The sequence below is a fragment of the Streptomyces sp. NPDC003943 genome (assembly GCF_053605265.1).
In genome coordinates this window covers 48,128-69,696 of record NZ_JBSGIW010000025.1, presented here as the reverse complement: position 1 = coordinate 69,696, position 21,569 = coordinate 48,128, and the positions used below count along the sequence as shown (strand labels likewise).

Below are 21,569 nucleotides of genomic sequence, written 5' to 3'. Positions count from 1 at the left end.
CCATCGTGCCCGCGCCCGCCGGGCCGCGCACCCCGGCCGTACCGTCCGTCACTCCCGCCGGGATCTGCCCGCCCTCCGGCCGCGCAGCCGGTCGAGGAGACCGCGCCGGATCCGCCTGCCGGGCGGACGTGTCGCCACCGGCGGGCGCCCGGAGGCGCTCACCACCCGGACCTCCGGCCGCACCACCGACACGGGCTGAGGCACTGGCTCGGGCCAGGACTCGGGAATGAGCTCGGGCCAGGACCCGGGAATGAGCTCGGGAATGGGCTCCGGCTCGGACTCGAGTACGGGCTCGGGCCAGGGCTCGTGTGCGGGGACTGGTGGGGCCAGGCGCGCCGACGTCTTGCGTGCCGCGCCCGGACGCGGCACGTCGCGGTCGGCGCGGGCCTCGTCCAGGGCGAGGGCGAGGCTCATGCGGTGCCAGAGGATCTCGTCGGGGTCGTCGGCGAGCATCAGCCGGTCGGCCATCTCCCGGGCGACCGGGGAGGCGGGCCGCCAGCTGGGCGGTGCCGGCCGGAGCCGGTCGAGATAGGCCCGTTCGAAGGGGTCGTCGACGACCTCGGCCAGATGGGCGGGGTCGAGGAGCGAGCCGATGGCGGCCGTGCGCACCCAGGGGTCGTCATGGGCCCTGAGCAGCATGCCGAGCCGCCGGGCCCGCCAGTTGCGGGGCCGCCAGTCCGGGCACTCGTCCTCCCGCTCACGGACGTCGAGCGGGAACCGGCCGACGAGCAGCCCCGGGTGCTCGATGGCGAACTCCCCCAGTTCGGCGGCCGGGTAGAGCCAGACGACGGACCGGTAGCGGCTGACGTAGAAGCGCACGGGGCTGAAGTGCCCCGTCCGGGCCAGTCGGCTGAAGCGGCTCGGGGTGATGTCGAGCAGCGCGGCGCCCTCGTTCGTCCCGACGGCCCGGACGCGCTCGCGCAGTCCGGCCGGGAAGTCCTCGGCGGCCCGGAGCCGTTCGATCTCGGCGCGCGGTACCCGGCGCCGTGCCAGGTCGACCGGGCCGTCCGCCGGGCCGGGCGCGGGGCCCGGCACCGTACGGACGGCTCCCGTGTAGACGGCGAACTCGAACTCGTCGCGCCTCAGTCCCAGTTCCCGCGCGGCGCGCCCTGGAGCCACCGTCGCCGGGAACTCCGTGTCGGCCTTGGCCTGCGGCGCCTTCGGCTCCTGTGCCGCCTGCGCCGTCCGGTCCGTCTCCGTCGCCTGCGCCGCCTGCGTCATCCGTGTCGTCCGCGTGGTCCGCGTGGTCTCCTGCGTGGTCATGCGATCGGTCCTCCCCCGTCATGCGTTCAGCTCGAACACTTTCGGTGATGACCGTAACGCACAGTGACGACAGTTCGCTCGCCCTGTGGATAACTCTCAGTCGCCGGTCCCGCCGCCCGGATGCCGCGCCGCCACGCCCAGGTGCTCGCCCACCCGGTTGACCAGCAGCGTCATCTCGTAGGCGACCTGGCCGACATCCGCCTCGGCGGCACTGAGCACGCACAGGCAGCTGCCTTCTCCGGCGGCCGTCACGAAGAGCAGGGCCTCGTCGAACTCGACCATCGTCTGCCGGGCCCGGCCCGCCTTGAAATGCCGGCCCGAACCGCGGGCCAGGCTGTGCAGGCCGGAGGAGACGGCGGCCAGGTGCTCGGCGTCCTCCCGCGCGAGTCCGCTGCTCGCGCCCGTCACCAGTCCGTCGTTCGACAGCACCAGCGCGTGCTGTATCGCGTCGACCCGGCGGGTCAGGTCGTCGAGCAGCCAGTCGAGTCCTCGGTCCAGCGCCATGTGTTTTCCTCCCCCTGTGGCCCCGTACGGCCCCGTGTGCGTGTGTCCGGCCAGCCTTACGCACTGTCGTGGACAGGGCAAGCACCCCTTCACCCCCCGCGCGCCGTCGTCAGCCCACGGAGTCGAGGAGCCGCGCGGTGTGCATCCGCCCCGCATACTCCACAAGCCGGATGAGCACCTCCTTCCCCGAGTCGCGGTCCCTGGCGTCGCAGAGCACGACCGGGGTGCCGCGGTCCAGGTCGAGGGCGCGCGAGACGTCGTGGGCACCGTAGGTCCGGGCGCCCGCGAAGCAGTTGACGGCCACGACGAACGGGATGCGGCGGTGCTCGAAGTAGTCGACGGCCGGGAAGCAGTCCTCCAGGCGCCGGGTGTCGGCCAGGACGACGGCGCCGAGCGCGCCCTGGGACAGCTCGTCCCACAGGAACCAGAAGCGGTCCTGGCCCGGTGTCCCGAAGAGGTAGAGGGAGAGTCCCGAGCGGATGGTGATGCGGCCGAAGTCCATGGCGACGGTCGTGGTGGTCTTCTGGTCGACGCCGCCGGTGTCGTCGACGGACTCGCCGGCCCGGCTCAGCTGTTCCTCTGTCCGCAGTGGGCGGATCTCGCTGACCGCGCCGACCAGGGTGGTCTTGCCGACGCCGAAGCCGCCGGCGACCAGGATCTTCAGGGCGAGCGCGGTGGTGTCCAAACCGCTCGCCGGGACACTCTGCGTGCTCTGCGAACTCTGCGAACTCGGGGTGGTGTTCGGATTGCTCAAGGTGGTCTGGGCACTCGGGGTGCTCTGGGTGCTCTGGGCACTCGGGTTGCTCTGGGTGGGCTGGGTGGGCTCAGAGCGCTCGTAGGCCATCGATGACTTCCCTCAGGATCCGTTCGTCAGGGAGCTGTGCGGGCGGCACGGGCCTGCTGACCTTCACGAAGCCCGCTTCGAGGAGGTCGCCCAGGAGGACCCGGACGACCCCTACGGGTAGGTCGGCGTCGGCGGAGAGTTCGGCGACGGACTGCGTCTCGGCCCGGCACAGTTGGAGCAGGGCTCGGTGTTCGGGGCCGAGCAGCGATTCGGCGGCCCGGTCCGGCGGCTGGTCGTCGACGACGACGAGCGCGATGAGGTCGAACCGTACGTTGCTGGGTCCCGGCTTGGTGCGGCCGCCGGTCATGGCGTACGGCCGGACGAGCGGCCCCGCCTCGGCGTCGTACCACTGGCTGCCCGGCGCGGTCGGGCCGGCCTCGCCGCCCGTGCCGGTGCCGGTGCGGATGCCGGTGCTCCCGCTGCCGGCGCTGTCCTCGTTCATGGGGGTCTCCGGTCAGCCTGCGGCCGGCGGGGTCACCGTCAGCCGCGGCGGCGTGTGCAGGTGCTCGCCGACCCGTTTCACCAGGCGGGCCATCTCGTAGGCGATCAGCCCGATGTCGGCGTGTGCGCCGGCGAGTACGGCAAGACACGAGCCGTCGCCGGCCGCGGCGACGAAGAGGAAGCCGTCGTCCATCTCGACCATCGTCTGGCGCACCCCGCCGGTGTGGAACTGGCGTCCGGCGCCCTTGGCGAGGCTGTTGAAGCCGGAGGCTATGGCAGCCAGGTGCTCGGCGTCCTCGCGGCTGAGGCCGTTGGAGGCGCCGACGGCGAGTCCGTCGTTGGAGAGCACGACGGCGTGGCGGACCTCGCGGACGCGCATGACGAGGTCGTCCAGGAGCCAGTCGAGTTCTCCGGAGCGGTGGTGGGAAATCCTCTCGTGGTCGATCATTCGTCGTCTCCTTCACGGGCGGGGTCGCTGGATACGGGGCCGTTGCCGCCGGGATCGGGGGTGTGGCCGTTGCCGAGAGTCCTTCGCGGGGCACCGGGGGCGCCGGGGGTGCCGGGAGCCGCTCCGCCGCCACGCCGCCAGCCGTCGCGGTAGGCGGACATGCGGTCTCTGACCTGCTCCGGAGTCCGCACCCCCGAGACCTCCACAGCACCGAAGACGGCGGCCGGATCGGGCGCCGGGGGTGCTTCGCGCAACTGCGGTACGAGGCTGGCCTGGCGCACCCGGCGGGGCAGCTCCGCGCCGTCACCGTTTCCGCTGTCGCTCTGCCCCCGGCCCCCGCCCTGACCCTTCCCCCGGCCCTCACCCCGCCCCTCGGCGCGGCTCTCACCTCGCGGCGGCGCGGTCCGGGTGTGCAGGGCGGTGACACCGGCCGGCGGCGGGCCCGGCTCCGCGGCGGCAGGGGACGAAGGAGCCGGGGGCGCAGCAGACGAGGGGGCCGCGAGCGCGGGGACACGAGGCGGGTCGGGGGCGATACGGGGCCGGGGCACGGCGGGCTCGGCCGCGGCCGCCCGCTCGCCCGCGGCCTCGGGCCCGTGGGCCTGCGACAGCGTCTCCGTGGCGGCGGTACGGCCGGGCGGGAGAGCGCTCTGCAGCAGATCGGTGGGGAGGAGGACGACGGCGGTGGTGCCTCCGTACGGCGAGGTACGCAGGTGCACCTTGATGTCGTGGCGCGAGGAGAGGCGGCTGACGACGAACAGGCCGAGCCGGTCGCTGTCGAAGAGGTCGAGGGCCTCGGACCGGTCGATCCGGGCGTTGGCCTCGGCCAGGGTCTCCTTGCCCATGCCGAGCCCGCGGTCCTCGATCTCCAGGGCGTAGCCGTTTCCGACGGGTTCGCCGCTGATCCGCACCTTGGTGTGCGGCGGGGAGAACTGGGTGGCGTTCTCGATGAGTTCGGCGAGGAGGTGGGTGAGGTCGGCGACGGCGCCGCCCGTGACCGCGGTCTCGGGGAGTGGGCGCACCTCCACGCGCGCGTAGTCCTCGATCTCGGAGACGGCGGCGCGGACGACGTTGGTGAGCAGGACGGGCACGCGCCAGGCGCGGCCGGGTGCGGCGCCGGAGAGGATGATGAGGCTCTCGGCGTGGCGGCGCATGCGGGTGGTGAGGTGGTCGAGCCGGAACAGGTCGCCGAGTTCGCCGGGGTCGTCGACGCGGCGCTCCATGCTGTCGAGCAGGTTGAGCTGGCGGTGCACCAGGACCTGGCTGCGGCGGGCGAGGTTGACGAAGACGCCGGAGATGCCGCTGGCGAGTTCGGCGCGTTCGACGGCGGCGGACAGGGCCGCGCGGTGGACGGTGGTGAGGGCCTCGCCGACCTGGCCGATCTCGTCCTGCGGGGTGGGGCCGGGCGGTGCCTCGGCGTGGACGTCGAGCTCCTCGCCGGCGCGCAGCCGGCGCATGGCGGCGGGGAGTTTGCGGCGGGCGATCTCCAGGGCGGTGTTGCGGAGGCTGACGAGCTCGACGACCAGGCCGCGGCCGATGCGTACGGAGATGGCGAGCGAGGCGGCGACGGCGGCGAGGCCGAGCAGGACGGCGGCGGCGCCGGCGATCGGCATACCGCCGCCGAGGGGGTCGTGGCGGTCGGCCGTGGCGGCGCGGGCGGCCTGTTCGACGGAGCTGGTTCCCTCGCGTACGGAGGCGTGGGCGGTGTCCCAGTCGCCGGAGGTGACGGCCTGGGCGGCGCGCCGGCCGGGGGCGGCGGCGAGCAGCCGGTCCTCGGCGGCGGTGAGCGCGCGGTATCCGGGCGTGCTGGTGAGTGCGCGCCAGGCGGTGCGCTGCGCGGTGGGCAGGTCGGCGGTGGCGGAGTCGGTGAGGGTGCGCCGGGCCGCCACGGCGGCACCGAAGTCGCGCAGCGGCTGTGCTTCGAAGCGGCCGGTGAGCTGGGCGGCGCCGAGGAGCGTGTCCTCGCGGGCGAGCATCTCGCCGGAGCGGGCGAGTTCGAGCAGCACGCGGGCCTCGGAGCCGCTGCGGGGGTCCTCGATGGAGGCGAGGGCGCCGCCGACGGCGAAGCCGGCCGAGATGGTGTCGGTGTACGTGGTGTAGAGGCGGTCCGCGTCGGCGCGGCCGGCGGCGGCCGCGGTGCGGAGCCGGTGCAGGGCCTCGGCCCGGTCGACGAAGGCGGTGAGGCGGGTGGAGACGTCGGCGTCGGCGGGCAGGCCGCCGCCGTCGGCGACGGTGTGCCGGTCGTCGAGGCGGAGCCGGGCGACGGCGGCGTCGGTGGCCCGGACGCGGTCCTTGAGCTCGGCGGCGCGTCCTGCGGTGGGGGCGGTCGCCTGGCGTACGGCGGCGCGGCGTTCGTCCTGGAGGGCGGTGAGGGCCTGGACGACGGGCTGGCGTAGGTCGGCGTCGACGGACTCGAGGAGCCGGAGTCGGGCGATGTCCTGGGCGGTGGTGACGGTGGCGAAGCCCCAGAGGGCGAGGAGCGAGAGGACCGGGACCATGAGGAGGGAGACGATCTTCGCGCGGACGGTGCGCGGCCGCAGGCCGCGGGGACGGCGGGCCGACGGGCCGGCGGGCGCGGGCTCCGGCGGCGCGTCCGCCGCGGGCGCGGTGGCGACGGGCCCGGGATCGGCCCCGGTGGCCGGCTCGGGGGGCCGCTCAGGGATCCACTCGGAGGACGACTCGGGGGTCGACCGGAGGGCCGGCTCAGGGGTCCGTGCGAGGGGCCGTTCGGAGATCCCTTCGCGCGATGCGGTCCGTTCACGTGAGCCGGTCCGTTCGCGTGGTGCGGTCCTTTCGCGTCGTCCGGTCCGTTCGCGCGGCGCCGTCGGCTCGTCGGCGGGTGGTCCGGCGTGCGCGCGGCGGCCGCGTGCCGCGGCGGGCGGCTGTGCGGGAACCCCGTCGTCCGGGGTCCTGCGGGGAGTTCGCATGGCCTCCTCGTTCCTTCGTGCACGGACCCGGTGGGAGCGGCGGGTCCGCTGGTGCTGGCGTGGGCGGGCGGGGGGGGGACGGGGCCAACGGGCCGACGGGCGGACGGGGAATGCGGAAGGGGTACGGGGGGTGCGCCGCGGGCGGTGTCAGGCGCGTGCGTCGTGGGGGTCGACCGGGCCGTGCACGGGGCCGGACGGGTAGGCGTAGGCGGGCCTGGGGCCGGGCTCGCGGACGCGGTCCGGGTCGGGGCGGAAGCCGGTGGGTGCCACGTCGACGGCGCGTTCGTCGGGTTCGGTGAGGCGTTCGGCGGAGGCGTAGGCGGCGCGTTCGCTCGCGGTCGGCGAGAGGGCGACGAAGGCGGCGGTGATGAAGAGGTAGGAGCCGAGGCCGACGGCGAGCGGGAAGATGAACTGCATGGCGCTGACCCCGGAGAGCGGCGCGGCGGAGGGGTCGACCTCGATCCCGACGGCGAACATGCCGGTGTAGTGCATGCTGCTGACCGCGGCGCCCATGACGAGGGAGGCGATCGCCACGGCTGCCGGCCGGTGGATGTTGAGCGCCGCCCAGAGGGCCGCCGTGGCGGCCACGACGGCGATGACGACGGAGAGAGCGACGAGCACCGGGTCATAGGTCACCCGGCCGTGCAGTCGCAGCGCCGCCATGCCGGTGTAGTGCATGCTCGCCACGCCGACGCCCGTCGTGAGGCCGCCGATGAGGAGCGAGCGGATGGGGTCGCGGCCGTGTCCGACCGCGAAGACCCCGATGCCGACGACCAGCATGGCGATGGCCAGGCTGAGGAGGGTGAGGGGTACGTCGTAGCGGATGTCGGTGCCGGTGACGCCGAAGCCGAGCATCGCGACGAAGTGCATGGTCCAGATGCCGGTGCCGATGGCGGAGGCGGCGGTGAGCAGCCAGTTGCGGCGTGAGCGGCCGGTGGCCTCGAGAGCGCGTACGGTGCAGCGCAGGCCGAGGGCGGCGCCGATGCAGGCCATCGCGTACGACAGCACGGGTGTCAGCCAGCCGTAGGTGGCGTGGTCCAGGTGTCCCATGACCCGGGGACGCTAGTGCGCCCCTGGGGGCGCACCGGGGGCGCATTTCGAAAGCTGATGGAATATGACAGAGAGACGTTCCCGAACGATCAGGGCGAGGTCGAACATGCGCACAGATCGTTCACTCTTCCGGGCGAATAGGTGGTACGACGCACCCCGGGAATCACGCCTGTGAGTGACACCGGAGGCGGCTGAGCGTGATGGATCATGGGACGCATGAGCGATGACCCCACACAGGTACGAGAGTTCTTCGGCGCCCGTGCCGCCACCTGGGACTCCCGGTTCCCCGGCGACGGCCCCGCCTATGCCGCGGCCGTCGCCGACCTCGGCCTGCTTCCGGGCGACGCCGTCCTGGACGCGGGCTGCGGCACCGGCCGCGCGCTGCCGCCGCTGCGCGCGGCGGTCGGCCCGACGGGCACGGTGATCGGCGCGGACCTGACGCCCGAGATGCTCATAGCGGCGGCGAAGGCGGGGCGCCGCGCGGCCGGCGCGCTGCTGCTCGCGGACGTCGCCCGGCTGCCGCTGCGGGACGGGGCGCTCGACGCGGTGTTCGGGGCGGGGCTGATCTCGCACCTCGCCGACCCGGCCAGGGATCTGCGCGAGCTGGCCCGGGTGGTGCGGCCCGGCGGGCGGCTCGCGCTCTTCCACCCGATCGGCCGTGCCGCGCTGGCCGCCCGGCACGGTCGGCAGATCACCGACGACGACCTGCGCGCCGAGCCCAACCTCGGCCCGCTGCTCGCCGCTTCGGGCTGGGAGCTGCGGAGCTACACGGACGAGGACCATCGCTACCTGGCGCTGGCCGTGCGCCGTACCCGGTGACCGCGGGCCACGAACGAGGCCGGCCGAGCCCTGCCGGCTACGCGGCCGCCCGGATCGCCCCTCAACGAGCCCGCCGGCCGAGAAGTTCCGGAAGTTCCGCGGAGATCACGGAACAGCTCTCGACGGGCGGGTTACTCACTGGTTAGTGTGCGCCGACGACCAGACGGGGACGCGATGGGGAGGCTGACGTGGGCGCACCGGAATCCGTCGCGAGCGGCGCCGCCAGCGGCACGGCAGGCTACGCCGGCGTCGACGCCGCTGACGACGACGCGCTGTTCGTACTGACGGCGGCGCTGCTCACGCCGGCGCAGTTCCCGAGCGTGCTCGGCGACGACTATCCGGCCGCCTGCGCGGCCCTGCGCCTGGAGGCGTGGGCCGGCGGTTACGGGCTCGTGCTCGGCCAGGACGGCACGGGCGCCCGGTGGACCGTGGTCGTGGACGACGTGTCGCTGGTCGCCGTCGCCATCGCCTCCTGGGACTGCGGCATGGAGTACGACCTCTCCCCCGACGAGCGGTCCGTGGTGTGCGCGCTGCCCGGCTGGCCGCTCGCCGTCGCCACCGCCGCACCCGGCCTGCCCGCACCCCACGACCCCGCGCCCGAGGAGGGCGCCCCCGCGCCGCTCGCCCCGCCGGACGGCACCACCTGGGGCCCGGCCCAGCGGCGCATGGGCGCCGACATGGTGGCCCTGCAGTGGGACGAGTGGCGATCCCGTATGGGCGGCACCGCGGACGGCGGGGACGGCACGGGGCAGGGTGGCGAGGTCGGGGCGGGCGACGGGGCCGCGGACGAGGGCTCCGGTCCGCAGGGCGCCCTGCGCCGGGTCCTCCGAGAGCTCGGCGCGTACGTCGAGGAGGCACCGCCTGTCGGCCGGGTCCGGTCCAGTTTCGCGGCCGGTGAGGCACGGATGCTGCGCGCCGACGGTCCCGGCTGGTCGCTCGTGGCCCGCACCGACGACATGGCCTTCGTCCTGCTCGACGAGGCGCCGAACGAGGTGCTGCCGGTGACCCGTGGACCGCGGTTGCCCGCGCTCCTCAAAGCGCTTGACGCGATGGCGGTACGACCGAGCTGAGCGCGCGCCCCGTGGTGCGGGCTGAGGTGGCGTGGCGCTCATCGCGCCGCCGTGCCGACGCCGCCCCGCCCGCGAACCGACTGATCAGCCAGTCGGAGGGCGGTGGGCGGTGGGCGGTGGGCGGTGACGTGGTCAACTCCCGTGCCCTGGACAGGGAGCGGGTCAGACCATCTCCAGGGGGCGGTGCGGCCCCTCCGGCAGCTCGACCCTGATCGCGTCGCCGGGCCGCACCTCGCCGCCGGTCAGCACGATCGACATGATCCCGGCCTTGCGGACGATCTGCCCGTTCTCGTCGCGGCCGAGGACCTGCTTCAGCAGTCCGTGCCGGTAGTTGTCGATCTGGGCGCACGGGTTGCGCAGTCCGGTGACCTCGACGACGGCCTCGGCGCCGAGGTGCAGCCGGGTGCCGGTGGGCAGGCCGAGCAGGTCGATGCCGCTGGTGGTGACGTTCTCGCCGAGGGCACCCGGCGTGACCTCGAAACCGGCGCCCGCCACCTCGTCGAACAGCTCGGCGTGGATGAGGTGGACCTGGCGCAGGTTGGGCACGGTCGGGTCCTTCGCGACCCGGGAGCGGTGCTTGACGGTCACTCCGGCGTGCACGTCTCCCTCGACGCCGAGGCCGGCGAGGAGCGTGATGCTCGTCCGGTTGGGCTTGGTGAACGAGTAGGTGCCGTTGCTGCTGACCGTCGTGACGGTGCCGGTGCCGGTGCCGAGGGCGTCGGTCGTGCCTGCGCTCATGATGTGGAGCTCCCCTTCCCCTGCCGCGCCGGAGCGGCGCGTTCTCGACCCTATGCGATGCCCTGGACCCGCAGCGGGGCGCCCACCTCGTGCAGGTGGCCGAGGGCCTCGCGGTAGGACTCGACGAAGCCGGTCTCGGTGTACGGGAGGCCGAGCGCCTCGCAGTGCGCGCGGACGGCGGACTGGGCGCGGCGCAGATGGGGCCTGGGCATGCTGGGGAAGAGGTGGTGCTCGATCTGGTAGTTGAGGCCGCCGAGGAACCAGTCGGTGACGACGCCGCCGCGGATGTTGCGGGAGGTGAGGACCTGGCGGCGCAGATGGCCCCAGGAGTCGCCGTCCGGGTGGGCGTCGGGCCTCTCCATGCCCTTGTGGTTGGGGGCGAAGGCCATGCCGAGGTGCACGCCGAGCAGCATCTGGTGGAGCAACGCGAAGACGAGGGCCTGGAGCGGGGTCAGCAGGGTGAGCAGCAGGGTCGCGTAGCCGGCGAGGTGGGCGAGGAGCAGGGCGCCCTCGACGAGGCGTTCGCGCGGGGTGCGGTAGGGGCCTGTGCGGGAGAGCAGGGCCTGAACGCCGTACACCTTGAGGGCGATGCCCTCCAGGGTGGTGAGCGGGAAGAAGAGCCATGCCTGGTGGCGGGTGAGCCAGCGGCGCAGGCCGGTGCGGTCGGCGGTCTGGTGGGCGGCGAAGACGAGGACGTCGGCGGCGACGTCCGGGTCCTTGTCGAGGTGGTTGGGGTTGGCGTGATGGCGGTTGTGCTTGTCGTTCCACCACTCGCGGCTCATGCCGAGCAGCAGGTTGGCATGGACGAGCTGGATCAGCCGGCTGATTCCGCGGTTGCGGGTGATCTGCGCGTGGCCGGCGTCGTGGCCGACGAAGGCGACCCGGGCGGAGAAGAGGGCGAGCGGGAGGGCGAGGGGCAGGGCCCACCAGGACGGGCCGACGAGGGCGAGGCCGGTGACGACCGCTGCGATGCCGAGGAGGTTGGCGACGATGCCCCGGGCGTACCAGCCGGGGCGGTGGTCGAGGAGTCCTTGCGCCTTGACGGTCCGGAGGAGCGGGGCGAACTCGCTGCCGGCGCCCTTGGGGTGGGGTGCTGCTGCGGGTGCTGGCGGCGCGGTGAGGGTCGCGGTGGCCTGGGGCATGTCGGTCTCCGGGGTCCGGGGAAGGGGCCGGGGCGCGGGCCGCGCCGGCTACCGAAAACGTACGGATCGGTGATCGTCCCGGGCCATGGCGTCACCACCCGGACCAGGTCGGGGGGCGGCCAGGGGGCGGGGGTGGGGCTGTCCCCACCCCGACGACACGGAGTGACGGGGATCACAGCGTCAAGGTTCGCCTGTGGAAGGGGAGTTGAACTACCCTCGGCCGCTCGACCCCAGTAGTCAAATTTGAGGAATGCGTTGTCGCAGTCTCCGTCGCAGTCGCCCTCGTCCTCGCTCTCACCGTCGCCCTCTTACTCGCTCACATCGTCGTCCTCGTCCTCGTCGTCACCCCCGACTTCTGAACTCGCCCGCAGCAGCGCCCTCTTCCTGCCCTCCGATCCGTATCGCGCGGGGCGGATCGCCTTCTGGTCCCCCGGCTCGTTCGAGTCAGGCACCGAGCTGACCGTCGTCGACGCCGACGTGCGGCCGCGGACCGTCCGCGCCCACCTGCTCTCCGTACGGGAGGCCCTGCCCGTCCTCGCCCGGGCGCGCTTCGACGAGAACGCCTCCCCGTCGGCTGCCTTCTGGGGCGCGGCCGTGCTCTTCTCCCTGGACCTGGTCTCCCGCGGGCTGATCCTCCCCGGCCTCACCCCGCACGACCACGACGCCTGGCGCGTCGGCCCGCTCGGCCCCGAGGACCTGGCGGCCCTGCGCGACCTGGCCGCGTCGATGCCACCGTCGGCCCACGCCGTACCGCTTCCGGAACCGGACGAGGACGGCGGACCGCTGCTGCCCGAACCCGAGGAGCTGCTCCGGGCGTTCGCCGACGCCGTCGCCGACGTCCTGCCCCGCACTCCGGCCGCCGCTCTCGCCGCCGGCGGCCCCGCGTTCGCGGCCGACGAGCACCATGCGCCCGAGGCACTGCCGCACCAGCGCGCGTGGGCTGCGGACGTGGCGGCCGGCCATGACGCGGGCGTACGTCTGTCGCTGCGCGTGGAGTTGGTGGGCGCGGCGACGGACGTCGAGGAGTCCCCCGCCGACACCCCTTCGTTCCGTGCGGTCCTGCAGATGCATGCCGTCGCCGATCCCTCGCTCGTCGCCGACGCGGCGGAGGTGTGGGCCGGTACGGCTCCGGCGGGCGCGGCCTTCGGGTCGCGGGCGCGGATGGACGCGCTGCTCGCGCTGCGGCGGGCGGCACGCGCCTGGACGCCGCTCTCGCCGCTCCTTTCGGCGGCGGTGCCCGACGCGATGGAGCTGGCCGACGAGGAGGTGGCCGAGCTGCTCGGGCCGGCCGCTCGCGCGCTCGCCGCCACGGGCGTACGGGTGCACTGGCCGCGCGACCTGGCGCATCGGCTCTCCACGCGGGCCGTGATCGGCCCGCCGGACGAGCACTGCGCGCCCGGCGATTCCGGCGCCGTTGCCGGTGGCGATGGCAGGGGCCGGGGTGACGCGTTGCCGTCGTTCCTCTCCGCCGACGCCCTGCTCTCCTTCCACTGGCGATTCGCGATCGGCGACGAGGAGCTGACCCGCGAGGAACTCGACCGGCTCGCCGAGGCCGGCCGGCCGCTGGTCCGGCTGCGCGACCAGTGGGTGCTCGTCGACCCGGACGAGGTGCGGCGCGCCCGGGCGCGGCAGGACCGCAAACTGACCCCCGTCGGCGCGCTCGGCGCCGTGCTCACCGGCACCACCGAGGTCGACGGCCGCCAGGTCGAGGTCCAGGCCACCGGCTGGGTGGAGCGGCTGCGGGCACGGCTCACCGATCCGGACGGCGGCGAGCAGGACGTCGCCCAGCCCGCCGCGCTCGCCGCGACGCTGCGCGACTACCAGCTGCGCGGCCTCGCCTGGCTGCACCGCATGACCTCGCTCGGCCTCGGCGGCTGCCTCGCCGACGACATGGGCCTCGGCAAGACCATCACCCTGATCGCGCTCCACCTGCACCGGCAGACCGATCCGGCGGCGGCCGGTCCCACGCTCGTGGTCTGCCCGACCTCGCTCATGGGCAACTGGCAGCGCGAGATCGAGAAGTTCGCGCCCGGCACGCCGGTGCGCCGCTTCCACGGCGGAGCGCGGTCCCTGGAGGGGCTCGCCGACGGCGGGTTCGTCCTCACCACCTACGGCACGATGCGGCTCGACGCGGCCCGCCTCGCCGACCGGCCGTGGGGTCTGGTCGTCGCCGACGAGGCGCAGCACGTCAAGAACCCGTACTCCGCGACGGCCCGCGCGCTGCGCACCATCGGCGCGAAGGCGCGCGTGGCGCTGTCGGGCACGCCGGTCGAGAACAACCTCTCCGAGCTGTGGGCGATCCTCGACTGGACGACCCCGGGGCTGCTCGGCGGGCTCGGCACGTTCCGTACGCGGTACGCCTCCGCCGTCGAGGGCGGCACCGACCCGGCCGCGGCGGCGCGACTCGCCGCGCTCGTACGGCCGTTCCTGCTGCGCCGCCGCAAGTCGGACCCGGGCATCGCGCCCGAGCTGCCGCCGAAGACCGAGACCGACCGGACCGTGGCGCTCACGAAGGAGCAGGCCGGGCTGTACGAGGCGGTGGTGCGGGAGACCCTCGCGGCCATCGCCGAGGCGGACGGGATGGAGCGGCGCGGCCTGGTGGTCAAGCTGCTCACCGGGCTCAAGCAGATCTGCAACCACCCGGCGCAGTATCTGAAGGAGGACCCGTGGGAGGACCCGGCGCTCGGCGCCGGGGGGCGGCGCGTCTCGGAGCGCATCGCGGGGCGCATCGCGGGGCGCTCGGGGAAGCTGGAGCTGCTCGACGAACTCCTCGACACGATCCTCGCGGAGGACGCGAGCGTGCTGGTCTTCACGCAGTACGTGCGGATGGCGCGGCTGTTGGAGGCGCATCTGGCGGCGCGGGGCGTGCCGACGCAGTTCCTGCACGGCGGCACGCCGGTCGCCGAGCGGGAGGCGATGGTCGCCCGCTTCCAGAACGGCGAGGTGCCGGTCTTCCTGCTCTCCCTGAAGGCGGCGGGCACCGGCCTCAACCTCACCCGGGCCGGTCATGTCGTGCACTACGACCGCTGGTGGAACCCGGCCGTGGAGGCGCAGGCCACCGACCGCGCGTACCGGATCGGGCAGACCCAGCCGGTGCAGGTGCACCGGCTGATCGCCGAGGGCACGATCGAGGACCGCATCGCGCAGATGCTGGAGCGCAAGCGGGCACTGGCCGACTCGGTGCTCGCCTCGGGCGAGGCGGCCCTGACGGAGCTGACGGACGCGGAGCTCTCGGAACTGGTGCGGCTGCGCGGGGAGGACGGACGATGAGCGAGTACGGGACCCACGGGGACCACGGCCACGACGCGGAGGAGCGCGACCGGTCGGACCACCGGGACCACGGTGACGCGACGCGGACCTTCGCGGCGCTGCCGCCCGTCCAGGGCGGGTCGTTCGCCCGCACCTGGTGGGGCCGGGCGTGGCTGCAGGCCCTTGAGGACACGGCGCTGGACGGCCGGCAGTTGAAGACGGGGCGGCGACACGCCCGGGCGGGAGCGGTGGGCGCGGTCTCGGTGCGGCCGGGCCGGATCACGGCGCTGGTGCGGGACCCGGACGGCACGGCGTACCGCAGTGACGTGCTGCTCCAGGAGCTGTCCGAGGCGGAGTGGGACCGGCTCGTCGACCTGGCGGTGGCCAGTGCGGGACACATCGCGGCCCTGCTGGACCGCGAGATGCCGCCGCATCTGGTTGAGGACGCGGCGGCGGCCGGGCTCGAACTGCTGCCGGGCATCGGCGACCTGGAGCCCCGGTGCGGCTGCGAGGCCTGGGACCACTGCCCGCACACGGCGGCCCTCTGCTACCAGGTGGCGCGGCTGCTCGACGAGGACCCGTTCGTGCTGCTGCTGATGCGGGGACGGGGCGAGCGCGCGCTGGTCGAGGCGCTGCAGGAGCGCAGCGCGGCGTGGGCCACGGCGGGGTCCGACGGGCCGCGGGACGGGCGCTCCGGCGCGGTGGGCGGCTTCGGCGCAGCGGGTGGCTCGGGCCCGGCGGGAGGCTCGGGCATGTCGGGCGCAGTGGGCGCGTCGGGTGTCTCGGGCGTCTCGGCGGCGGAGGCGTTCGCGGCGGGAGGCATCCTGCCCCCGCTGCCCGCGCCGCCGGTCCCGTCCGCCGCGCCGGGTGAGCCGCCGTCCCTCGACACGGAGACCGGCCCGGAGCCGGGCCTCGATCCGGCGGCCCTGGAGTTCCTCGCGGCGGACGCGGCTGCCCGGGCCCACCGGCTGCTGTCCGAAGCCGCCACAGGGGTACCGTCGCCGCCCGGCCCGGCGCAGGCGCAGGCGGAGTCGAGCGCCGCGACGACGCTCGCCGACCCGCCCCTGACGGTGGCCCAGGACGCGGTACGGCTGGCCGCCGGCTCCCCCGTGCCGTGGATCGCGGCCCGCCTCGCCACCGGCTCGGGCCGCACCCGGACCGGCCTCGACCTCGCGGTCCGCGCCTGGCGCCTCGGCGGCCCGGCCGGCCTCGCGGTCCTGGAGGAGGAGTGGACGCCGGGCCCCGACGCCCTGCGCCGGGCCGAGGCCCGTCTTCTGGAAGCCTGGGAACCCGCCGACCGTCCCGCCCTCCACCCGTCCGGCCCGGCCCGCTGGACCCTCACCGGCACGAACCTCCAGCTGCGCCTGGGCGAGGACGGCCGCTGGTGGCCGTACCGCGAGGAGGACGGAACGTGGACCCCCGCGGGCGCCCCGGAACACGACCCGGCGGCGGCGCTGTCGGGAGTGGCGGAGGGGTAGCGGCGCGGGCACCTCGAACCGGCGGCGGCGCCACACGGGTCGGGCGCCGCGCCTCACTGCAGCGGCGCCGTCAGCTTCCTGCCCGTGTCCGACGGTGCTGCCAGGCTGCAGGCGATCCTGTCCTCGCCCAGGAGGTAGCTGGTGCGGTACGGGTACTGGACGAAGGTGGTCCAGCGGGTGCCGAGGGGCTGCTCTGCGGCCTTGACGCGGAGAGGGGCGCGGCAGAGGGCGGCGGCCGCGTCCCGTACCGCGCGGTCGTCGGCGTAGCTGCCGGTGAGGACGGGGCGGGCGACGACCTGGGCGTCGTGGGGCGTGTCGCAGGCGCGGCGGATGACGGTGCCCGGCGCGTCGCGGTCGATGTCGAAGCAGTCGCCGACGCGCAGGGCGTCGTACGGCGTGCGTGCGGGCGGGGCCGCCGTGGCGCGCCGCTGGTGCGGGGGCGTGGCGGTCGCGGACGGGCGCGGCACGGCGGTGGCCGTCGCCGTGGCCTCAGTGCGGCCCTCCGCCGTGCGGTCCGCGGTGCGGACGGGCATCGGGCTGGGGCTCTCGGCCTGCGCCGAGGGGTGCTGACCGGGTGGCGCGGCGGACGGGTCGACCGGGTTGACCGGGTCGGCTGTCCCGCTCGTGTCGTGTGCCGGGGGCGGCGCGCCGTGCAGATCTCTTTCGGCCGTACCACCGTGTGCGGTGAAGGCCACCGAGAGCGCCACTATGGTGGCGAGCGCGGCGACCGGCAGGACGACGACGCCCGGCCGTCTGGGTGGCCGGGCGTCGCGGGACGGGGTTTCCGTCGGCGGGCGGAGCATGGGAATCAGCCTCGCCCGCGCGCGCCCATGTGGCGAGCGATACCGGCGCGTTGGGCCCCGCTCGTACAGAACCGTGACAATCCCGCTGCTCGCACGAGATCCGGGGCCCACGCCATGGAAGACCTACAGCCCGAGCTGGCGCTCGGCCGCGTCGACGGTCTGGGCGAGCAGCACGGCGATGGTCATCGGGCCGACGCCGCCGGGAACCGGGGTGATGAGGGAGGCGCGCTCGGCGGCGCTGTCGAAGTCGACGTCGCCGACGTTGCCGGCGTTGTAGCCGGCGTCGATCACGACGGCGCCGGGCTTGATGTCCTCGCCCTTGATGAACTGCGGCTTGCCGACGGCGGCGACCAGGATGTCGGCCTCGCGGACGGCGGCGGAGAGGTCGGTGGTGCGGGAGTGGCAGTAGGTGACGGTGGCGTCACGGCCGAGGAGCAGCAGGCCGGCGGGCTTGCCGAGGATGGCGCTGCGGCCGACGACGACGGCCCGCTTGCCGCTGAGCTCGACCTCGTACTCGTCGAGCAGCCGCATGATGCCGCCGGGGGTGCAGGAGACGAAGCCGGGCAGGCCGAAGCCCATGGCGGCGAAGGAGGCCATGGTGACGCCGTCGACGTCCTTCTCCGGGGCGATGGCCTCGAAGGCGGCGCGCTCGTCGATGTGCGGGCCGACCGGGTGCTGCAGCAGGATGCCGTGGACCTCGGGGTCCTCGGAGAGCGCGGTGATCACCGCGACGAGCTCCTCGGTGGTGGTCTCGGCGGGCAGCTCTACGTGCTTGGAGCGGATTCCGGCCTTCGCGCAGCGGTTCTGCTTCATCTTGACGTACGTGACGGAGGCCGGGTCGGCGCCGACGAGGACGGTGGCGAGGCAGGGGGTGGTGCCGGTGCGGCGGGTGATCTCGGCGGCGCGGGCCGCGGTCTCCTCGACCGTGCGGCGGGCGAGCGCGGTGCCGTCCATGAGGCGTGCGGTGCTGGTGGACATGGGCCACTCCTGGGCGTCGTCGAGGAAGGTGGTTCGCCCAGGCGCACGGCTGCGACACGGCCGCGTGCACCGGTACTGCGAGTACGCGCGTCCGCCGGGCCGCTCCCCGGTGGTGATCCACCTCAAGCGCCAGTCACGGCCCGGTCCCACTCTACGGGACGCCCGGGTGATGGGTACCGGTCAGGGCGCGTATGCGGGCCGGTCCGGACGCTTGTCGGCCCGCCCTGCGCGCATGACGATGGCGTCCACGACGACGTCCACGACGGTCCGGGACGACATCCGGGACGACGCCCAGGACGACGTCAAGGACGACGTCAGGATGCCGACGACCTCGACGGGGAGGCCGAGTTGAGCGTGAGCGACACGTGGCGTGACACGTGGGGGGACACGGACGGTGCGGCGGTCCGGCGGGCGCACGAGGCGTTCACGGCCGGCGGTCCGCTCGCGGCCCCGCCGGGCAGCCCGCCCGTCCGGCCGCTGGTGGCGGAGTCCTGGCGGCGTTCGCTACGGGCGCGGGTGAGCCCGGACGGCGCGGCGCGGGTCGAACTCGACGAGGAGGAGCTGGCCGGGCACCGGGAGGAGCATCCGCTGGCGGCGGCGATGCCGGTGATCCGGGAGCTGATGGGGGCGTACGCGCGGGACGGCGAGCATCTGCTCGCGGTGTGCGACGCGGCGGGCCGGATGCTGTGGGTGGAGGGGCATCCGGGAACGCTGCGCCTCGCGCGCGGGATGAACTTCGTCGCCGGGGCGCGCTGGTCGGAGTCGGCGGCGGGGACGAACGCGCCGGGAACGGCCATGGCGGTGGACCGGCCGGTTCAGGTGTGTGCGGCGGAGCACTTCCGGCGGCCGGTGCAGGCGTGGACCTGTGCGGCGGCGCCGGTGCACGATCCGCACTCCGGGCGGCTGCTCGGGGCGGTGGACATCACCGGCGGGGACGGGCTGGCGCATCCGCACAGCCTGGCGTTCGTGCAGGCGGTGGCGCGGGCCGCCGAGTCGCAGCTCGCGCTCGTCTCCCCCGCCCCGGCCGCCGGCCGGCCTCGGCTCACGTCCCTCGGCCGGGACGAGGCGCTGCTGCACGTGGCGGGGCGTCGGCTGCGGCTGAGCCGCCGGCACAGCGAGATCGTGGTGATCCTGGCGCAGCGCCCGGAGGGCGTGTCCGGGGACGAGCTGCTCACGCTGCTGTACGAGGACGAGTCGGTCACGCCGGTGACGCTGCGGGCGGAACTGTCCCGGCTGCGGGGCCTGCTCGGCGCGGAGGTGCTCGCGTCCCGTCCGTACCGGCTGACGGAGGCGGTGGACGCGGACTTCGCGGTGGTGGACCGGCGGCTGGCGTCGGGGGCCGTGTCGACGGCGCTCGCCGGCTACGCGGGGCCGCTGCTGCCGTCGTCGTGCGCGCCCGGGGTCGTACGGCTGAGGGAGCGGCTGGCCGGGCGGCTGCGGGCGGCGCTGGTGGACCGGGGCGATCCGGGGCTCCTGGCGGACTGGGCGTACAGCGCGTGGGGCGAGGACGACGTGACGGTGTGGCGGGCGCTCGCCTCGGCGGTACCGGCGGCGCAGGCCCCTGCCGTACGGGCGCGGCTGGCCGCACTGGACACCGAACTGGCCTCGGGCGCAACGGGGTTGCAACGTCCGGCGGCGCACACTCGGCACTGACCGCCGGCCCGGCCAGGGACGGCCGGCGGGGTCGCGTCGCACGCGTTCGCGTCGCAGGCGGCGCGCACCACACAGCCGCAACGAACGCAGCCGCACCGCGAGCGTTCGCGTCACACGCGGCCGCACCGCAGGTCGCACTGCAGCCCGCACCGCGGGTCGCACAGAGGGAGGCCATGTCCATGACCCGTTTCGCCGCACCCGGTACCGAGGGTTCGCTCATGTCGTACGCGGGGCGCTACGACCACTGGATCGGCGGTGAGTACGTCGCCCCGGCGCGCGGGCAGTACTTCGAGAATCCGAGCCCGGTCGACGGCCGCCCGTTCACGGAGGTGGCCCGCGGCACCGCCGAGGACGTGGAGCGCGCTCTCGACGCGGCGCACGCGGCCGCCCCGGCGTGGGGCCGTACGGCGCCGGCCGAGCGGGCGCAGGTGCTGCTGCGGATCGCGGACCGGATGGAGCAGAACCTGGAGGCGCTCGCGGTCGCGGAGAGCTGGGAGAACGGCAAGCCGGTCCGCGAGACGCTGGCCGCGGACATCCCGCTCGCGATCGACCACTTCCGCTACTTCGCGGGCGCGCTGCGCGCCCAGGAGGGCGCGCTCAGCCAGATCGACGACGACACCGTCGCGTACCACTTCCACGAGCCGCTGGGCGTGGTCGCCCAGATCATCCCGTGGAACTTCCCGATCCTGATGGCGGTCTGGAAGCTGGCGCCCGCCCTCGCCGCGGGCAACGCGATCGTCCTGAAGCCCGCCGAGCAGACCCCGGTCTCCATCCACTACTGGATGAGTCTGGTCGCCGACCTGCTGCCGCCCGGCGCGATCAACATCGTCAACGGCTTCGGCGAGGAGGCCGGCAAGCCCCTGGCGTCCTCCCCGCGGGTCGCGAAGATCGCCTTCACCGGTGAGACGACGACGGGCCGGCTGATCATGGGGTACGCCGCCGAGAACCTCAAGCCGGTCACGCTGGAGCTGGGCGGCAAGTCGCCCAACATCTTCTTCGACGACGTCTCGTCGGCCGACGACGACTTCCTCGACAAGGCGCTCGAAGGCTTCACCATGTTCGCCCTCAACCAGGGCGAGGTCTGCACCTGCCCGTCCCGCGCCCTGATCCAGCGCGGCCACTACGCCGAGTTCCTGGAAGCGGCCGTCGCCCGCACCGAGAAGATCGTCCCCGGCCACCCTCTGGACACCGACACCATGATCGGCGCCCAGGCCTCCGCCGACCAGCTTCGCAAGGTCCTCTCGTATCTGGAGATCGGCCAGAAGGAGGGGGCGAAGATCCTCACGGGCGGCCAGATCGTCCAGCACGGAGGCGAGTTGGCAGGCGGCTACTACGTCCAGCCCACCGTCTTCGAGGGCGACAACCGCATGCGGATCTTCCAGGAGGAGATCTTCGGCCCTGTCGTCGCCGTCACCTCCTTCGACGACTTCGACGACGCCATCCGCACCGCCAACGACACCCTCTACGGCCTCGGCGCCGGCGTCTGGACCCGCGACACCACCACCGCCTACCGCGCGGGCCGCGCGATCCAGGCGGGCCGCGTCTGGACGAACTGCTACCACATGTATCCGGCGCACAGTGCTTTTGGAGGCTACAAGCAGTCGGGCATCGGCCGGGAGACCCACAAGATGATGCTGGAGCACTACCAGCAGACGAAGAACATCCTTCAGAGTTACTCCCCCAAGAGGCTGGGGTTCTTCTAGCATCCCAAGGCTGGAAGCCGGCGCCGCCTGTGCCGGACCAAAGCGGCGCAGGCCATGCGCACGGCTCAGAGCGCCCGATCCGGCCGGCGAGGGCAGGCGGGCGGGCGTGTCTCGCGGATGGCGTGGTGGGTTCCGGCGTTTGCCTGTGTCTTGGCTGGGGTTGCGGCCTTTGCGATGGCAGGGCGGCGGGGCGGCTCCCGGCCGAGCTGGGTTTCGGACGAGGTTACGTCGGTTCGGGCCGATGGTGCTGGTTGCCGCTGCTCCTGGATCGATGGATGAGCCCTTCGCGGCCGAGGCAGGGCAGGCCCGATGGTGGAGTTGGGCGCGGATTCGCGTCCCGAGTGGGTGCGTGGGTACTGGCCGGCAGCCCTGAGCGGCGACCGACCGTCAACTTCTCAAGCAGCCCTGCTGGGACAAAACACTCTTCAAGAGATGACCTGCGCGCCGGGTCGTGCTCCAAGG

The 21,569-nt window shown here is 74.3% G+C and carries 17 protein-coding genes and 1 riboswitch; of the genes, 6 read left to right on the top strand and 11 right to left on the bottom strand.

From position 1 onward, the window contains the following. Positions 1-48: 48 nt before the first annotated feature. From ACWEV0_RS13625 to ACWEV0_RS13595, 7 genes are all read right to left on the bottom strand, one after another. Complete coding sequence (locus ACWEV0_RS13625; RefSeq protein ID WP_453149292.1) at positions 49-1,263, bottom strand: DUF6397 family protein; 1,215 nt, start codon at positions 1,261-1,263, stop codon at positions 49-51. A gap of 96 nt (positions 1,264-1,359) precedes the next feature. After that, the gene (locus ACWEV0_RS13620; protein ID WP_453149290.1) at positions 1,360-1,767 is read right to left on the bottom strand and encodes a roadblock/LC7 domain-containing protein; all 408 of its coding nucleotides are present in this window, start codon (positions 1,765-1,767) and stop codon (positions 1,360-1,362) included. 109 nt (positions 1,768-1,876) lie between these two features. Beyond that, positions 1,877-2,452 (bottom strand): GTP-binding protein, encoded by a 576-nt coding sequence (locus ACWEV0_RS13615; RefSeq protein WP_453149288.1) that lies wholly within the window; start codon positions 2,450-2,452, stop codon positions 1,877-1,879. Between the two features lie 139 nt (positions 2,453-2,591). Continuing rightward, on the bottom strand, positions 2,592-3,053 hold the full coding sequence (locus tag ACWEV0_RS13610) for a DUF742 domain-containing protein (protein WP_453149286.1): 462 nt from the start codon (positions 3,051-3,053) through the stop codon (positions 2,592-2,594). Positions 3,054-3,065: 12 nt separating this feature from the next. Beyond that, positions 3,066-3,500 carry a roadblock/LC7 domain-containing protein gene (locus ACWEV0_RS13605; protein ID WP_453149284.1) on the bottom strand — a complete coding sequence of 145 codons (435 nt, stop codon included), beginning with the start codon at positions 3,498-3,500 and terminating at the stop codon, positions 3,066-3,068. After that, positions 3,497-5,995, bottom strand: a complete 2,499-nt coding sequence (locus ACWEV0_RS13600; RefSeq protein WP_453149282.1) for a sensor histidine kinase — start codon at positions 5,993-5,995, stop codon at positions 3,497-3,499. The genes ACWEV0_RS13605 and ACWEV0_RS13600 overlap by 4 nt, the downstream gene beginning before the upstream one ends. 576 nt (positions 5,996-6,571) lie before the next feature. Next, positions 6,572-7,474 carry an MHYT domain-containing protein gene (locus tag ACWEV0_RS13595; protein ID WP_453149280.1) on the bottom strand — a complete coding sequence of 301 codons (903 nt, stop codon included), beginning with the start codon at positions 7,472-7,474 and terminating at the stop codon, positions 6,572-6,574. A 216-nt stretch (positions 7,475-7,690) separates the two neighbouring features. On the opposite strand from ACWEV0_RS13595, the gene ACWEV0_RS13590 reads away from it, so the two are divergent. Together ACWEV0_RS13590 and ACWEV0_RS13585 are read left to right on the top strand one after the other, a co-directional pair. Next, on the top strand, positions 7,691-8,293 hold the full coding sequence (locus tag ACWEV0_RS13590; protein ID WP_453149278.1) for a class I SAM-dependent methyltransferase: 603 nt from the start codon (positions 7,691-7,693) through the stop codon (positions 8,291-8,293). A gap of 188 nt (positions 8,294-8,481) precedes the next feature. Further along, complete coding sequence (locus tag ACWEV0_RS13585; protein WP_453149276.1) at positions 8,482-9,363, top strand: hypothetical protein; 882 nt, start codon at positions 8,482-8,484, stop codon at positions 9,361-9,363. 162 nt (positions 9,364-9,525) lie between these two features. On the opposite strand, the gene ACWEV0_RS13580 is transcribed toward ACWEV0_RS13585, so the two are convergent. Then, entirely contained in the window at positions 9,526-10,101 is a 576-nt protein-coding gene (locus ACWEV0_RS13580; protein WP_453149274.1) for an MOSC domain-containing protein, read from the bottom strand. 50 nt (positions 10,102-10,151) lie between these two features. Then, positions 10,152-11,243, bottom strand: coding sequence for a fatty acid desaturase family protein (locus ACWEV0_RS13575; protein WP_453149272.1), 1,092 nt, complete (start codon positions 11,241-11,243; stop codon positions 10,152-10,154). 384 nt (positions 11,244-11,627) lie between these two features. On the opposite strand from ACWEV0_RS13575, the gene ACWEV0_RS13570 reads away from it, so the two are divergent. Then, positions 11,628-14,513 carry a DEAD/DEAH box helicase gene (locus ACWEV0_RS13570; protein WP_453149318.1) on the top strand — a complete coding sequence of 962 codons (2,886 nt, stop codon included), beginning with the start codon at positions 11,628-11,630 and terminating at the stop codon, positions 14,511-14,513. After that, positions 14,510-15,970, top strand: coding sequence for an SWIM zinc finger family protein (locus ACWEV0_RS13565; protein ID WP_453149270.1), 1,461 nt, complete (start codon positions 14,510-14,512; stop codon positions 15,968-15,970). The genes ACWEV0_RS13570 and ACWEV0_RS13565 overlap by 4 nt, the downstream gene beginning before the upstream one ends. Positions 15,971-16,023: 53 nt before the next feature. Here ACWEV0_RS13565 and ACWEV0_RS13560 read toward each other — a convergent pair whose 3' ends face one another. Together ACWEV0_RS13560 and ACWEV0_RS13555 are read right to left on the bottom strand one after the other, a co-directional pair. Continuing rightward, entirely contained in the window at positions 16,024-16,773 is a 750-nt protein-coding gene (locus tag ACWEV0_RS13560; RefSeq protein ID WP_453149268.1) for a hypothetical protein, read from the bottom strand. Positions 16,774-16,896: 123 nt separating this feature from the next. Further along, a complete protein-coding gene (locus ACWEV0_RS13555; RefSeq protein ID WP_453149266.1) occupies positions 16,897-17,751 on the bottom strand; it encodes a bifunctional 5,10-methylenetetrahydrofolate dehydrogenase/5,10-methenyltetrahydrofolate cyclohydrolase in 855 nt (284 codons plus the stop codon). A 28-nt stretch (positions 17,752-17,779) separates the two neighbouring features. Further along, a riboswitch (ZMP/ZTP riboswitch) is annotated at positions 17,780-17,898 on the bottom strand. A gap of 207 nt (positions 17,899-18,105) precedes the next feature. Here ACWEV0_RS13555 and ACWEV0_RS13550 point away from each other — a divergent pair. Further along, positions 18,106-19,404 (top strand): GAF domain-containing protein, encoded by a 1,299-nt coding sequence (locus ACWEV0_RS13550; RefSeq protein WP_453149264.1) that lies wholly within the window; start codon positions 18,106-18,108, stop codon positions 19,402-19,404. Positions 19,405-19,583: 179 nt separating this feature from the next. Further along, complete coding sequence (gene exaC / locus ACWEV0_RS13545; RefSeq protein ID WP_453149316.1) at positions 19,584-21,107, top strand: acetaldehyde dehydrogenase ExaC; 1,524 nt, start codon at positions 19,584-19,586, stop codon at positions 21,105-21,107. Positions 21,108-21,569: the final 462 nt, after the last annotated feature.